This window comes from Isoptericola sp. NPDC057191, assembly GCF_042670225.1.
In the GTDB taxonomy this organism is placed as follows: domain Bacteria; phylum Actinomycetota; class Actinomycetes; order Actinomycetales; family Cellulomonadaceae; genus Isoptericola.
In genome coordinates, this window is sequence record NZ_JBHUWC010000004.1 from 1 (window position 1) to 13,769 (window position 13,769).

Sequence of the window (13,769 nt, forward strand, 5' to 3'; positions counted from 1 at the left end):
ACAGATCCCCGGAGGGCCGAGCCATCTCGACACCGCCACCCGCACCGCAGCCCGCACAGCCCGCCGGGGCGCCTCCGGTGTGCCCGCGACACCCTGACCGGGTCTCCTACGTGCGCTGCCAGCGCTGTGGACGGCCGACCTGCCCCGAGTGCCAGCGGCCTGCCGCCGTCGGGATCCAGTGCGTCGACTGCGTGAACCGGGCCGCGCGGGCCGTGCCGAGCACCCGCACGATCTTCGGCGGCACCGTGCGCGGCGGGCGGCCCGTCGTCACCCTGACGATCGTGGCCCTCTGCGTGGTGAGCTGGGTGCTGCAGCTCGTCTACCCGGGATGGACCAGTCTCTGGGCGTTCAAGCCCGCGCTGGGCCTCGACGAGCCGTGGCGGTTCCTCACGTCGGCGTTCCTGCACTCCAGGAGCCCCCTGCACATCCTGTTCAACATGTACGCGCTGTGGCTCACCGGCCCGTTCCTCGAGCAGGCGTTCGGGCGCGGGCGCTTCATCGCGCTCTACGTGCTCTCCGCGGTCGCGGGATCCGTCGGCTACCTGCTGCTTGCGAGCCCTGACAGCGCCAGCTGGGACGCGACCGTCGTCGGGGCCTCCGGCGCCGTGTTCGGGCTGTTCGGCGCGATCATCCCCGTGCTGCGCCGCACCGGGCGCAGCGCAGGTCAGATCGTCGCGCTCATCGCCATCAACATGGCGATCCCGTTCTTCGTGGGCGGCATCGCCTGGCAGGCGCACCTCGGCGGCCTCGCCGTCGGGCTGGCGGTCGGCGCGGGGTTCGCCTTCGCGCCACGCGAGCGGCAGGCGCTCGTGGCGTGGCTGCTGCCCGCCGGGGTCGCCGTCGTCCTCGTCGCCGCGACCCTGTGGAAGTACGCCTCGGTGGGGATGCTCTGAGCTTCGCCCACAGGGTTGTCCACAGGTGTGGAACGAACTACACCTGTGGAAGTCGTCAGCCCGAGGTCGTCAGCGCCAGCGCGTGGTGAGACCGAAGCCCGCGATGATCAGCACGAAGCCGACGGCGAGGTTCCAGCCCTCGAGCGCGGGGATCGGCAGGCCGAGCCCGGGTGCCGTCAGGTAGTACAGGACGATCCACGCCAGGCCGACGATCATGAGCGTGAGCATCGTCGGCACCAGCCACGGCGGGTTGCCCTGCGCCTTGGCCTTCGGGGTCGCGGTCGCGCTCTGCTCGACCGGCGCGCTCTTCTTCTTGCGGGACTTCGACTCGGGCACGGGGTGGGCTCCTGTCCGGACGGGCGGGTCCGGCGGTCGTAGGCCGGATGCCTGACACCGCCGGTGATTCTGTCGACTAGCGTAGTCGTCAGCAGGCTTAAGAAGGACAGCCCGGGACTGAGGTGTACTGCGATGAACCGACGACTGCGCGCGAGCGCGACCGTCGCGTGCGTCCTCGCCGCGTCCGGGCTCATGTTCACCGCCAGCGCGCAGCTCGCGGACGGCAAGGACGGCCGCGAGCCGCAGGACCTCGCTGAGCTCGTCACGACGGAGTCTGACCGGGTCTCGGACCTCACCGACCGGATGAACGAGCTCGAGACCGAGATCGACGACCTCGGCAAGAAGGCGAACGCCGACCTGCCCACGCGCAGCGCCGCCCTCGCCGCCGACGAGTCCGTCGTGACGGGCGCCCTGCCGGTGGGCGGACCGGGGGTGCGCGTGGCGCTCGACGACGCTCCGGCGTCCAGCCAGTCCATCAGCGGCGCCCGCCCGGACGACCTCGTCGTGCACCAGCAGGACGTCCAGCACGTCATCAACGCCCTGTGGGCGGGCGGTGCCGAGGCCATGACCCTGCAGGGCGAGCGCGTCACCGCGACGTCGGCGTTCCGCTGCTCCGGCAACATCCTGCTGCTGCACGGCAAGGTGTTCTCCCCGCCGTACGTCATCGAGGCCGTCGGGGACCCGACGGCGCTCCGCGCGTCGCTCGACGCCGACCCGGGCGTCGCCATCTACAAGCAGTACGTCGACTGGGTCGCCCTCGGCTGGTCCGTCAAGCAGTCGGACGACCTGGACCTGCCCGCCTACACCGGCAGCTCGGAGATGAAGTTCGCCAAGGTCCCCGCCGGGACGGACGTGTTCTCGTGACCGGCGTCGGGCACCCGGGCCGGCGATGGCGCACGCGCCACGCCCCCGCGTCCTCCCCCGCCGCCCCCGTCGAGACGAGCCCTCTGCCATGACCGTTCCCGCCACCCCCGCCGCGCCGCGCATCCTCGTGGTCGACAACTACGACTCGTTCGTCTACACGATCGTCGGCTACCTCGACCAGCTCGGGGCGCGCACCGTCGTCGTGCGCAACGACGCCGTGCCCGAGCCGGACGCCGACGGCGTCTTCCGGGACGCGGACGGCGAGCGGTTCGACGGCGTGCTCGTCTCCCCCGGCCCCGGCACGCCGAAGGAGGCCGGCGCGTCCGAGGACGTGATCCGGGCCTGCGCCAGGTCGCGCACCCCCATGCTCGGCGTCTGCCTGGGCCATCAGGCCCTCGCCGAGGTGTACGGCGCCACCGTCGCGCACGCGCCGGAGCTGATGCACGGCAAGACCAGCTTGGTGGAGCACGACGGCGAGGGCGTCCTGGACGGTCTCGCGTCCCCGTTCACGGCCACGCGCTACCACTCGCTCGCGGTGCTCCCCGAGACCGTGCCTGCCGAGCTCGAGGTGACCGGCGCGACGGAGAGCGGCGTCGTCATGGGCCTGCAGCACCGCGACCTGCCGCTGCACGGCGTCCAGTTCCACCCGGAGTCGGTGCTGACCGAGGGCGGCCACCGCCTGCTCGCCAACTGGCTCACGGTGTGCGGCGACGCCGGCGCGGTGGAGCGCTCGCACGGCATGGCGCCGCTGGTCCACACGGCAGGCTGATCCCAGCGCCGGTCGGCAGGGCCGACCGGCGCCGGGTCAGAGCCGGTGGTTCAGGAGTCGTCGCCGCCCAGGTCGAGGCCGGGCAGCGCGCCGTCGTCCCCGCCGTCCGTCGAGGTGTCCGTGGGTGTCGGCTCGTCGGTCGGGGTGGACCCGGCCTCCGGGCCGGTCGAGACCACGATGCCCACGTGGGACCCGACCTCCACCTCAGTGCCCGCCGGCTTCTCCTGGGAGATCACGAAGCCCACGGGAACGTCGTCCGAGGGCGCGAAGGTCGTGTCCGGCGTGAGCTGGGAGTCGCCCATCAGGGTCTGGGCCTCCTCCGCGCCCTTGCCCACGACGTCGGGCACCGTCGTCATGTCCGGCGCCTTCTTCTTGGCGATGACGATGGCGACGTCGCTGCCCTGGGTGACCGGGCCGGCGTTCGGGCTCTGCCGGATGACGGTGCCGGGCGTCTCGTCGCTCTCCTCGGTGGTGCTGGACGAGCTGAGCTTGAGCTCGCTGATCTTCTTCTTGGCGTCCTTCTCCGACATCCCCACGAGGTTCGGCAGGTCGACCTGGCCGGTGGAGACGACGATGTCGACCGAGTCGCCCTCGCTCGCCGCCTTGCCCTCGCCCGGGTCGGAGCTGATGACGAGGTCCTTCTCGACCGTGGCGCTGTTGGCCTGCGAGACGTCGCCGAGCTTGAGCTTCGCGTCAGAGAGCTTCTGCTCGGCCTCGGACTGCGTGAGCCCGGAGAGCTCGGGGACGGCGACGGTGTCCGGCCCGGCGGAGAACGTGACGGTGACGGTGCTGCCCCGGTCCGCCTCCGTGCCGCCCTGCGGGTCCTGGCCGAGGAAGGTGTTCTCCGGCTCCGTGGAGTCGGTGTCCATCTCCTGCCGGTAGACGAGGCCGGCCTTGGTGATCTGGTCCTCGGCCTCGGCGGGGGTGATCGTCTTGCTCAGCGACGGGACGGTGACGGTGTCCTCGCCGGCGGAGTTGACGATGATCAGGGTGATGATCGTGGCCAGGGCGATGGCGCCGATCGCGATCAGCGTCCACATGAGGCCCTTGCGGCTCTTCTTCTCCTCCTCCTGCGGCGGCACGCCGCCCGGCGGGGTCTGCACCGCCGTCGCGCCCCACGGAGAGGCCCCGGCCGGGTCCATCACCTGGGTGGCACCGCCCTGACCCATGACCTGGGTCGCGGCGGCACCGGCCGCGGCGGCGCCCAGCAGCGGCGCCGTGACGTCCCCGCCGCGCAGCGCCGTCTCGAGGTCCGCGCGGAACTCGGCGGCCGTCGAGTACCGGTCGTCGCGGTCCTTGGCGAGCGACTTGAGCGTGATGCGGTCGAGGACCTCCGGCACGTCCGACGCGAGCTCGCTCGGACGCTGCGGCGCCTGCCCGACGTGCTGGTAGGCCACCGCCACCGGGGAGTCCCCGATGAACGGGGGTCGGCCGGTGAGGAGCTCGAACAGGAGGCAGCCGGTGGAGTACAGGTCGCTGCGGGCGTCGACGGTCTCGCCGCGGGCCTGCTCGGGCGACAGGTACTGCGCGGTGCCGATGACGGCATGGGTCTGCGTCATCGTCGCGGCGGAGTCCGCCATGGCGCGGGCGATGCCGAAGTCCATCACCTTGACCGCGCCGGTGGGCGTGATCATCACGTTGGCCGGCTTGATGTCGCGGTGCACGATCCCGGCCTGGTGCGAGTACTCGAGCGCGCTCAGCACGCCCGCCGTGATCTCGATGGCCTCCTCGATGGGCACCGCCGCGCCGTCCTGCAGGATGTCGCGGACCGTGTGGCCCTCGACGTACTCCATGACGATGAACGGGATGGGGACGGACGCGCCCTGCGTGTCCGTGTGCGTGTCCTCGCCCGTGTCGTACACGGCGACGATGGCGGGGTGGTTCAGGGCGGCCGCGGACTGCGCCTCGCGGCGGAACCGGGCCAGGAACGACGGGTCGCGCGCGAGGTCGGAGCGCAGCACCTTGATCGCGACGGTGCGACCGAGGCGCGTGTCGTGCCCGATGTGTACCTCAGCCATGCCGCCGCGGCCGATGAGCTCACCGACCTCGTACCGGCCCGCGAGTACCCGGGGCGTCTTGTCCACCACTCAGTCGTCCTTCTTGGTCATGGCCGCGCGCGCGGCGCGCGGCGTGTCTCGGAGCATCATCCCAGAGTTGGGACGGACGCCCGCGCGAACGGTCGTCGGGCACGGCGACGTGTCGCGCGGTACGCACGGCGTGCCCTGGTTCGTGCCCTGCACGGTGCGCCGCGTCGCGCGCCGTGCCGTCGGGCGGGTGGTGAGTGGTGCGAGCCGGCCGCCCGTGAGGGTGAGGGCCGGGCCGAGGAGGACCGCCGCCGCGGCCTGGTCGTCGGCACCGGCGGCCATCGCCTGCACCAGCGTGGCGAGCAGCAGCACCACCAGCAGGCCGAGCAGCGCGAGGAGCGGCCACGAGAGCCGTCCGAGCGGGCCGAAACGCTGGCCTGTGGACGTCGAGGTGCGGCGCGTGGCGGGCTTCGCCTCCGGGTCCGGCCGGGACGCCCCCGCGCGGGTGCGGGTCGTGGCCGGGGCGGTCGGCGCCTTGCGGACCGCGGGTCGGCGGGGGTCGTGCGAGCCGGCGCGCACGTCCCGGCGCGACGGGAACGCGCGCGCGACGTCGTCGGACGGCGGCGCGGTCGGGGCGACGGCCGGATCGGCCTCCGCCCGCGCCTCCGGCGTCGTCGGTCCGTCCGCGGCGTGGCGCGCGTCGTCGGCCGACCCGACGGACGCCCAGGTCACGGGCATCGCGGTGGACGGCGGGGTGGAGGGTCGCGGCGTCGGGGCGGCGTGCGCGGGGACGGCACGCGGCGGGCGCGCGCTCTGCCGCGCCGCGGCGGCGACGCGACGGGCCGACCGCGACCGCGCGCCCAGCGGGTCCTCCGCGATCTCGCGGGCGAGCGCCTCGAGCTCGCTCGCGAGCGCGGCGGCGGACTCGGGCCGGCGCGACGGGTCCTTCTCGAGCATGCGGCCGATGACGTCCGCGAGCCCGGGGTGCACGTGCGTGGGCAGGGGCGGTACGGGCGCGTTGACGTGCGCCACCGCGATGTCGACCGGCGTCGAGCCGGTGAAGGGGCGCTTGCCCGCCGTGGCCTCGTACGCGACGACCCCGAGCGCGTAGACGTCCGAGGCCGCCGTCGCCGGCTGCCCCACCGCCTGCTCCGGCGACAGGTACTGCGCGGTCCCCATGACCATGCCGGTGGCCGTCATCGGGGCCTGGTTGGCGGCCAGGGAGACGCCGAAGTCGGTGATCTTCACGCTGCCGCCGTGCTCCAGCAGGATGTTGCCGGGCTTGACGTCGCGGTGCACGACCTTCGCCAGGTGCGCGTGGTGCAGGCCCCGGGCGGTGGCGGCGAGGATCGGCAGCAGCTTGCGCGGCGCGACGACGGGCTCGCGCTCCAGGAGGTCGGCCAGCGGCTCGCCGAGCACGAGCTCCATGACGAGGTAGCCCGCGCCGTCCTGCTCGCCGTAGTCGTACATCTGGGCGATGTTCGGGTGCGACAGGGCCGCGCTGTTGCGCGCCTCCGTCCGCAGGCGGCGCAGGAAGTCCTCGTTGCCCGTGTACTCCTCCCGGAGCACCTTGACCGCGACCTCGCGCCCTAGGTAGCCGTCGTCGGCCACCCAGACCTCGCCCATGCCGCCCACCGCGATCTGGCGCGTGAGGCGGTACCGCTCGCCCAGCGCGAGCCCCGTGCTCGGCCTCATCCGTTCAGCACCGCTTCCATGACGGCCTTGGCGATGGGCGCCGCGACGCGGCCACCGGTGGCCTCGGAGCCGGTCGACCCGCCGTCCTCGACGACGACGGCCACGGCGACCTTCGGGTCGTCGGCGGGAGCGAAACCGGTGAACCAGGCGTGCGGCTTGGTCTTGGTGGTGTCGCCGTGCTGGGCGGTCCCGGTCTTGCCGGCCACCTTGACGCCGGAGATCTGAGCGGCGGTGCCCGTCCCGGAGTCGACGACGCCCACCATCATGTCGGTCAGCTGGTCCGCTGTGGACTTCGAGATCGACTGCTCGAGCCGGTGCGGGGACGTCTGCTGCACGACCTCGAGCTGCGGGTCGCGGATGGTGTCCACCGAGTACGGCGCCATCATCTCGCCCCCGTTCGCGATCGCGGCCGAGATCATCGCGACCTGCAGCGGCGTCGCCTGGACGTCCCACTGCCCGATGGCGGCGGTCGCCTCGAACGCGGGCGCCCAGCGCTCGTCGTCAGGGGCGGGGAAAATGCTCTTGTACGTGCTGAACGGCACCTCGAACGGGCTGTTGTAGCCGAACTGGTTCGCCTGGTCGTAGATCGCCTCGTTGCCGAGCTTGACGCCGAGCTGCGCGAACGCGGTGTTGCAGGAGATCCGCAGGGCGTCCGCGAGCGACATCTTGCCGGTGGACGAGCACGCCTCGCCGCCGTAGTTGGGGATCGACCTGGTGGTGCCGGGCGGCGTGTAGGTGACCGGCGCGTCGATCTGGGTGTCCTCGGTGTAGTCGCCGCTCTCGATCGCGGTCGCCGCCGTCACCAGCTTGAACGTCGACCCGGGCGGGTAGAGCCAGGACGTCGCCCGGCTCAGCAGCGGGTCGTCGTCGGCGTTGGCGAGCTTCTCGTAAGCGTCGTTGGCCTTCTTGGTGTTGTGGGTGGCGAGGTCGTTCGGGTCGAAGGTCGGGTTCGACACCATGGCGAGGATCTTGCCGGTGGACGGCTCGACGGCCACCACGGCGCCGCGCTGGTCGCCCAGGGCCTCCGACGCGGCCTTCTGCGCCTTCGCGTTGATCGTGAGCTCGACCGACGAGCCCTCCGGGTCGCTCCCTGTGAGCAGGTTGCGCACCCGGTCCATCCACAGGGCGTCGGCCTGCCCGTTGAGGAAGTCGTTCTCCGTGCTCTCGATCTTCGACTTACCGCTGACCAGCGAGAAGTAGCCGGTGAGCGGGGCGTACAAGGGGCCGTCGACGTACTTGCGCTGGTAGCCGAACTCGTCGTCGACCGGCTTGGACAGCGCGACCGCCTCGCCGCCCACGACGATCGGGCCGCGGGCGCGCCCGTACTCGGCGTAGATCGACCGGACGTTGCGGGTGTCGTTGTTCAGCTCGTCGGCGTGGAAGAACTGGATCCACGTGGTCGACACCATGAGCGCCAGGAACATGACCATGACGACGCCCGCCAGCCGGCGCAGGGTCGTGTTCACTGCTGCTCACCTTCTCGGGTGTCGCGGAAAGGCTCGAGCGCCTCTGTCGGGTGGTCGGAGCCGGTGACGGACCGCCGCACCGGGGTGCCGCCCGCCGGGGTGCCGGTGCCCGACCTGGACTCGTCGTAGGCGCCGACGACGATCGGGTCGTGCATCGCGGCGCCCTGCGCGACCGTGCCGCGCACGGGCAGCGCGGACGGGCGACGGGCGTTGTCCGAGATGCGTAGCAGCAGCGCGATGACGATCCAGTTGGCCAGCAGCGAGGACCCGCCCTGCGCCATGAACGGCAGCGTCAGACCCGTGAGCGGGATGATGCGCGTGATGCCGCCGACGACGACGAACAGCTGCAGCGCCATGACGAACGCGAGACCGCCGGCGAGCAGCTTGCCGAAGCCGTCGCGCACGGCGACCGCGGTCCGCAGGCCGCGCTGCACGATGAGCAGGTACGCCATGAGGATCGCGAGCAGGCCGGTGAGGCCCAGCTCCTCGCCCAGCGACGAGTAGATGAAGTCGGAGAAGGCGTACGGGACCTTGTAGGGGTACCCCTCGCCCCAGCCGGTGCCGAACAGGCCGCCGGCCGCCATCGCGAACGTGCCCTGGACGATCTGGTACGACGCGCCCGACGAGTACAGCTCGGCGTCGAACGGGTGCAGCCACACCTCCATGCGCGCGGCCACGTGCGAGAACACGCTCGTCGCGAGGACGGCGCCGGCGGCGAACAGCACGAGGCCGATGAGCACCCAGCTGAACCGCTCGGTGGCGAGGTACAGCATCGCGACGAACAGGCCGAAGAACAGCAGGGACGTGCCGAGGTCGCGCTCCAGCACGAGGACCGCCAGGGACGCGGCCCACACGATGATGATGGGGCCGAGGTCGCGGATGCGGGGCAGCTGGAGGCCGAGCACCTTCTTGCCCGCGAGGGCGAGGGTGTCGCGGTTCGTCACCAGGTAGCCGGCGAAGAAGATCGCGAACGCGATCTTGGCGAACTCGGCGGGCTGCAGCGAGAACCCGGCGATGTTGACCCAGATGCGCGCGCCGTTGATCTCGGTGCCGATGCCGGGCAGGAGCGGCATCAGCACCAGCGCCAGGCCTACCAGCATCGCCGTGTAGGTGAGGCGGCGGATCCAGCGGTGGTCGCGCAGGAACCAGATGAGCAGGATCGCGATGACGGCGCCTAGCACCGTGTACATCATCTGTGCCCAGGCGTTCGCGCCGGCCATGCCTGCGAGCTCGAGCCGCAGGATCATCGCGAGGCCGAGCCCGTTGAGCAGCACGACGGCGGGCAGGATCACCTGGTCCGCCCACGGGGCGCGCAGCCGCAGGACGACGTGCCCGGCGAGCGCGACGACGACCAGCAGGATGCTGACCGGCCAGAACTCGGTCGGCAGGGAGCCGGTGACGCTGCGGCCGACCATGGCGAAGGCAGTGATGCCGGCCGTGAGGGCGAGGATCAGCAGGAACAGCTCGGCCAGGCGTGCGGGGCGGCGCTCCGTCGGCTCGACGGTGCGAGCGGCGGGAGTCTCGACGGCGGCGGCGCTCACCCCTTCGACCCCCCGCCGGCCTTCGTGGCCGTGGCCTTGGGGCTGGGTGTGCTGGACGGCGTGGCCTTCGGTGTCGGCGACGGCGTCGGAGTGGGGGACGGCGTCGGTTCGGGTGCGGCCTCGGCGATGAGCCGGTCCGCGCGCTCGCGTGCCTCGGCCTCCGAGGAGGCGCGGATGGAGCCGTCGAGCCGCTCGGTCCAGTAGTCCGGCAGGTCGGAGACGGGGGTGCCGGTGAGCTCCACCGCGGTGGAGAGCGTGATGGGGCCGGCGCTGGCCGGGATGCCCTGGTAGACGGCGACCTCGCCGTCGGCGACCCCGACGTAGTACTGCTGCTGCGTCCACCCGTAGGCCCACCACAGGCCGTACCCGACGCCGCCGAGGACGACGAGCACCACGAGGGCAGTGAGCCACGGACGTCGGCGGCGGCGCGGGCGGGCGTCGGTGTCGTCGGCCTCGTCGTCGGGGTCCTCGTCGTCCTCGTCGTCGTCCGGGTCGGTGGCCGCGGGCGTGCTCTCGGAGGTCTCCACCGGGGTCGTGAGGACGTCGGGGAGCTCGCCGGTCGCGGCCGCGCCCACCACCTGCGGGACGGTGACGCCCTCGACCGGCACGGCAGCGACGGACTCCTGGGTGGTCGACGCGTCGTCGTCCACGACGTCGGCGACGATCACCGTGATGTTGTCGGTGCTGCCGGCCGTCATGGACAGCGTGATCAGCAGGTCGGCGGCGTCGTCGGGCGAGGGCGTCTCGGCGAGCACCTCGGTGATCTGCTCGGGCGTGACGAAGCCGGACAGGCCGTCGGAGCAGAGCAGCCACCGGTCGCCGGCGCGCGCCTCCCGGACGGACATGTCGGGCGTGAGGTCGACGTCGAAGTCGCCCAGCACCCGCATGACGACGTTGCGCTGCGGGTGGTGCTCCGCCTCCTCCGGCGAGATGCGGCCGGTGTCGACGAGGTGCTGCACGAACGTGTGGTCCACCGTGACCTGGGTGAGGCGGCCGTCGCGCAGCAGGTACGCGCGCGAGTCGCCGAGGTGGGCCATGACCAGCGTGGTGCCGGTGTGCAGCAGGGCCGTGACGGTGGTGCCCATGCCGACCAGCTCGGGGTCGGCGTCGCTGGCGCGCACCAGGTCCTGGCGTGCGCGCTCGACCGTGTGCTCGAGGTCGGTCAGGGCCTCTTCGGGCCCGTGCTCGGTGCTGTCGAGGGGCGCGAGCGCGGCGATGGCCAGCCGCGACGCGACGTCGCCGCCCGCGTGCCCGCCCATGCCGTCGGCGACGGCGAGGAGGTGCGGTCCGGCATACGCGGAGTCCTGGTTGTTGGAGCGCACGAGGCCGACGTCGGACCGTGCGGCGTAGCGCAGGGTGAGGGTCACGGAGCAGTCACCCCTGGAGCTCGACGACGGACTGGCCGATCCGCACGCCGACGCCCGGCGCCAGCGGCTGCGGCCCCGACACCTGGGTGTCCCCGATGAAGGTGCCGTTCGTCGATCCGAGGTCCTCCACGTACCACTGGTCGCCCTGCGGGAAGATGCGGGCGTGCCGCGACGACGAGTAGTCGTCGTCGAGCACGAGGGTGCAGCCCGGAGCCCGGCCGATGAGGATCGACGCGGAGGACAACGGGAGCGTGGTGCCGGTCAGCGGGCCGGTCGTGACGACCAGGCGCGTGGGGCCGGAACGGCGCGGGGGCGCGGGAGCCGCGGCCGCGCCGGCGGGTGTCGCGGCGGGGGCGGCCGGGGCCGGGTCCGTGCGTCGCCGGTCCGCGCGGGAGGCGCGCGGGGTGCCCCGGGGTGCCAGGTCGCGGCGCAGCACCGCGATCGCGGAGAGCACGAACACCCAGAGCAGCACCAGGTAGCCCAGCCGCAGCAGGGTGATCGTCAGCTCACTCATCCTGGGGGGATCACCAGCCTTCGGTCTGCTGGCCGGAGGCGCTGCCGGTCCAGAACATGATGCGGGTACGGCCGATCGTGAGGGTGTTGCCGTCGAGCAGGGTGGCCGCAGGCACCTGGTGGCCCTCGACGAACAGGCCGTTGGTGGAGCCGAGGTCGGTCGCGACGACGCCGTCCGGCGTCACCCGGATCTCCAGGTGGCGGCGCGAGACGCCCGGGTCGTCGACGACGATGTCGGCCTCGGCGTCGCGGCCGATGACCGTGACGGGGCCGGTGAGCAGGTACCGCTGCCCGTCGATGTCGATGAGCGGGTGGCGCGTGGACGGCGCGGCCGACGTGGCGGGCGCGACGTTGCCGCGCACGGTGGCCGAGCGGAGCTCGAAACGTCCGGCGGAGATGTCCTCGTGCTCCTCGAAGGAGACGCTGACCGGGCCCACGAAGGCGTAGTGCTGCGACGCCGCGTACTCGGTGAGGTTCGTGGCGAGCTCGTCGGCCATCGTCTCCGCACCCCAGGCGTCGATCTGGGAGAAGTCCGCGGTCGACAGCTCGATCGTGAACTCGTTCGGGACGACCGTGCGGTCGCGCCCGACGACGGCGGCGCGGTCGTCGACCTCGCGCCGCAGCCGGCTCGCCAGCTCGACCGGCTTGATCTCGCTGTTGCGTCCCACCTTCGCGAACGCGTTGTTCATCACGCGCTCGACGCTCTTCTCGAAGCGCTCCAGGGCGCCCATGCCACCTCCTCCCGTCGGCCCACTCGTTCGCGGGCAGACTATCTAGATCGTAGGCAGGGCCGCAGCACCACTCCTCCGCGCGGTGTGGATTTCCTGCGAACGCTCGGCGCAGAACCGCGACCAGCAGGTCACGGCGAGGTGACGGCGCGCCCTCCTGACCCGCCGCCGACCTGCGCGGGAACCGACCCTCGCCAGGGCGCGTCCGGACGGGCCGGAGGCGATTGGGGGCTACCCCCTGCGCCGTGTTAATGTTCTGCGGCACGCGCGAGTGGCGGAATAGGCAGACGCGCACGGTTCAGGTCCGTGTGCCCGAAAGGGCGTGGGGGTTCAACTCCCCCCTCGCGCACGTGAGGAGGTTCCCGGGTAGTCGGGAGCCCACAAGACGAAAGTCCCGGTCGAGTTCAACTCGGCCGGGACTTTCGTCGTTTCAGAGGTCGACGGCCGACCTGACGCTTCAGCGCAGCCTGCGGAAGAACCCGCGGATGTCGTCGACCAGCAGGTCGGGCGCGTCGTGGGCCGCGAAGTGGGAACCCGTGTCGTAGACGTTCCACGACACGATGTTCTTGTGGTCCCGCTCGGCGAACGCGCGGATCGAGTGGAAGTCCCAGGCGAAGTTGGCCAGCCCCAGCGGCACGGTGGTCGGCTCGGTCGGCTTGTCCGTGGCGTGGAAGTCCTCGTAGTAGAGGCGCGCGGACGACGCCGCCGTGTTGGTGAGCCAGTAGATCATCGTGTTGGTGAGCACGTAGTCGGGGTCGAGGTTCGGGCCGAGCAGCTGTGCGTTCCAGCCGAGCTGTCCCACGGGCGAGTCCGCGAGCGCGTGCGAGAGCGTCTGCGGGGCGGTCGACTGCAGCTTGTCGTACGCACCGCCGTTCTCCAGCCACCACGACAGGAACTCGACGTTCTTCCGGTCCTCCGGCGACAGGTTCTCCAGCTCGGCGGGATCGCCGGACGGGAACGAGAAGACCTGGGTCACGTGCACCCCGAGGACGTGCTCGGGGTCGCAGCGCCCGACCTCGGGCGAGATGAGGGAGCCGCCGTCGTTGCCGTGAGCGCCGTACTGCTCGTACCCGAGGCGGTGCATCAGCTCGGCCCACGCCTTCGCGATCCGGTACCGGCTCCAGCCCCGGTCGGTGGTGTGGCCCGAGAAGCCGAAGCCGGGGACCGACGGGATCACCAGGTGGAAGGCGTCGGCCGGGTCGCCGCCGTGGGCTCGCGGGTCGCTCAGGCGGTCGATCACGTCCAGGTACTCGACGACCGTCGTCGGCCAGCCGTGCGTCAGCAGCAGGGGAGTCGCACCCGCCTCGGGTGAGCGGACGTGCATGAAGTGCACGTTCTGCCCGTCGATGGTGGTGGTGAACTGCGGGTACCGGTTGAGCCGCGCCTCCCAGGCGCGCCAGTCGTACTCCTCGCGCCAGCGCCGGACCAGACCCTGCAGGTACTCGAGCGACACGCCGTAGTCGGCGCCGCCGTCGGGCAGCTCGTTGGTCCAGCGCACGCGGGAGAGGCGCTGGTCGAGGTCATCGAGGTCGGCCTGGGGGATGTCGATGCGGTACTCGTTGATGTCCATGGA

The 13,769-nt window shown here is 72.1% G+C and carries 12 protein-coding genes and 1 tRNA gene; 4 read left to right on the top strand and 9 right to left on the bottom strand.

Annotation, left to right across the window (positions count from 1 at the left end; all coding sequences use genetic code 11):
- The first annotated feature begins 212 nt into the window (after positions 1 to 212).
- A complete protein-coding gene (locus ACFT55_RS01375; RefSeq protein ID WP_380240706.1) occupies positions 213 to 893 on the top strand; it encodes a rhomboid family intramembrane serine protease in 681 nt (226 codons plus the stop codon).
- Positions 894 to 962: 69 nt separating this feature from the next.
- Here ACFT55_RS01375 and ACFT55_RS01380 read toward each other — a convergent pair whose 3' ends face one another.
- The gene (locus ACFT55_RS01380) at positions 963 to 1,229 is read right to left on the bottom strand and encodes a cell division protein CrgA (protein WP_380240708.1); all 267 of its coding nucleotides are present in this window, start codon (positions 1,227 to 1,229) and stop codon (positions 963 to 965) included.
- Positions 1,230 to 1,361: 132 nt separating this feature from the next.
- On the opposite strand from ACFT55_RS01380, the gene ACFT55_RS01385 reads away from it, so the two are divergent.
- On the top strand, positions 1,362 to 2,093 hold the full coding sequence (locus tag ACFT55_RS01385; protein ID WP_380240710.1) for a DUF881 domain-containing protein: 732 nt from the start codon (positions 1,362 to 1,364) through the stop codon (positions 2,091 to 2,093).
- 88 nt (positions 2,094 to 2,181) lie between these two features.
- Positions 2,182 to 2,862, top strand: a complete 681-nt coding sequence (locus ACFT55_RS01390; protein WP_380240712.1) for an aminodeoxychorismate/anthranilate synthase component II — start codon at positions 2,182 to 2,184, stop codon at positions 2,860 to 2,862.
- 50 nt (positions 2,863 to 2,912) lie between these two features.
- Here ACFT55_RS01390 and pknB read toward each other — a convergent pair whose 3' ends face one another.
- Genes pknB through ACFT55_RS01425 form a run of 7 tightly spaced genes read right to left on the bottom strand, consistent with a single transcriptional unit; the run spans position 2,913 to position 12,199 of the window.
- Positions 2,913 to 4,949 (bottom strand): Stk1 family PASTA domain-containing Ser/Thr kinase, encoded by a 2,037-nt coding sequence (gene pknB, locus ACFT55_RS01395; protein ID WP_380240714.1) that lies wholly within the window; start codon positions 4,947 to 4,949, stop codon positions 2,913 to 2,915.
- Complete coding sequence (locus tag ACFT55_RS01400) at positions 4,950 to 6,581, bottom strand: protein kinase (RefSeq protein ID WP_380240716.1); 1,632 nt, start codon at positions 6,579 to 6,581, stop codon at positions 4,950 to 4,952.
- Positions 6,578 to 8,047, bottom strand: coding sequence for a peptidoglycan D,D-transpeptidase FtsI family protein (locus ACFT55_RS01405; protein WP_380240719.1), 1,470 nt, complete (start codon positions 8,045 to 8,047; stop codon positions 6,578 to 6,580). The genes ACFT55_RS01400 and ACFT55_RS01405 overlap by 4 nt, the downstream gene beginning before the upstream one ends.
- Positions 8,044 to 9,588, bottom strand: coding sequence for an FtsW/RodA/SpoVE family cell cycle protein (locus tag ACFT55_RS01410; RefSeq protein WP_380240721.1), 1,545 nt, complete (start codon positions 9,586 to 9,588; stop codon positions 8,044 to 8,046). Before ACFT55_RS01410 ends, ACFT55_RS01405 begins: the two co-directional genes overlap by 4 nt.
- Positions 9,585 to 10,955, bottom strand: a complete 1,371-nt coding sequence (locus ACFT55_RS01415) for a Stp1/IreP family PP2C-type Ser/Thr phosphatase (protein WP_380240723.1) — start codon at positions 10,953 to 10,955, stop codon at positions 9,585 to 9,587. Before ACFT55_RS01415 ends, ACFT55_RS01410 begins: the two co-directional genes overlap by 4 nt.
- A gap of 7 nt (positions 10,956 to 10,962) precedes the next feature.
- The gene (locus ACFT55_RS01420; RefSeq protein WP_380240725.1) at positions 10,963 to 11,469 is read right to left on the bottom strand and encodes an FHA domain-containing protein; all 507 of its coding nucleotides are present in this window, start codon (positions 11,467 to 11,469) and stop codon (positions 10,963 to 10,965) included.
- A 10-nt stretch (positions 11,470 to 11,479) separates the two neighbouring features.
- Positions 11,480 to 12,199 carry an FhaA domain-containing protein gene (locus ACFT55_RS01425; RefSeq protein WP_380240728.1) on the bottom strand — a complete coding sequence of 240 codons (720 nt, stop codon included), beginning with the start codon at positions 12,197 to 12,199 and terminating at the stop codon, positions 11,480 to 11,482.
- 262 nt (positions 12,200 to 12,461) lie between these two features.
- On the opposite strand from ACFT55_RS01425, the gene ACFT55_RS01430 reads away from it, so the two are divergent.
- A tRNA-Leu gene (locus ACFT55_RS01430) sits at positions 12,462 to 12,545 on the top strand.
- Positions 12,546 to 12,653: 108 nt separating this feature from the next.
- Here ACFT55_RS01430 and ACFT55_RS01435 read toward each other — a convergent pair.
- Positions 12,654 to 13,766 carry an epoxide hydrolase family protein gene (locus ACFT55_RS01435; RefSeq protein ID WP_380240730.1) on the bottom strand — a complete coding sequence of 371 codons (1,113 nt, stop codon included), beginning with the start codon at positions 13,764 to 13,766 and terminating at the stop codon, positions 12,654 to 12,656.
- Positions 13,767 to 13,769 lie beyond the last annotated feature (3 nt).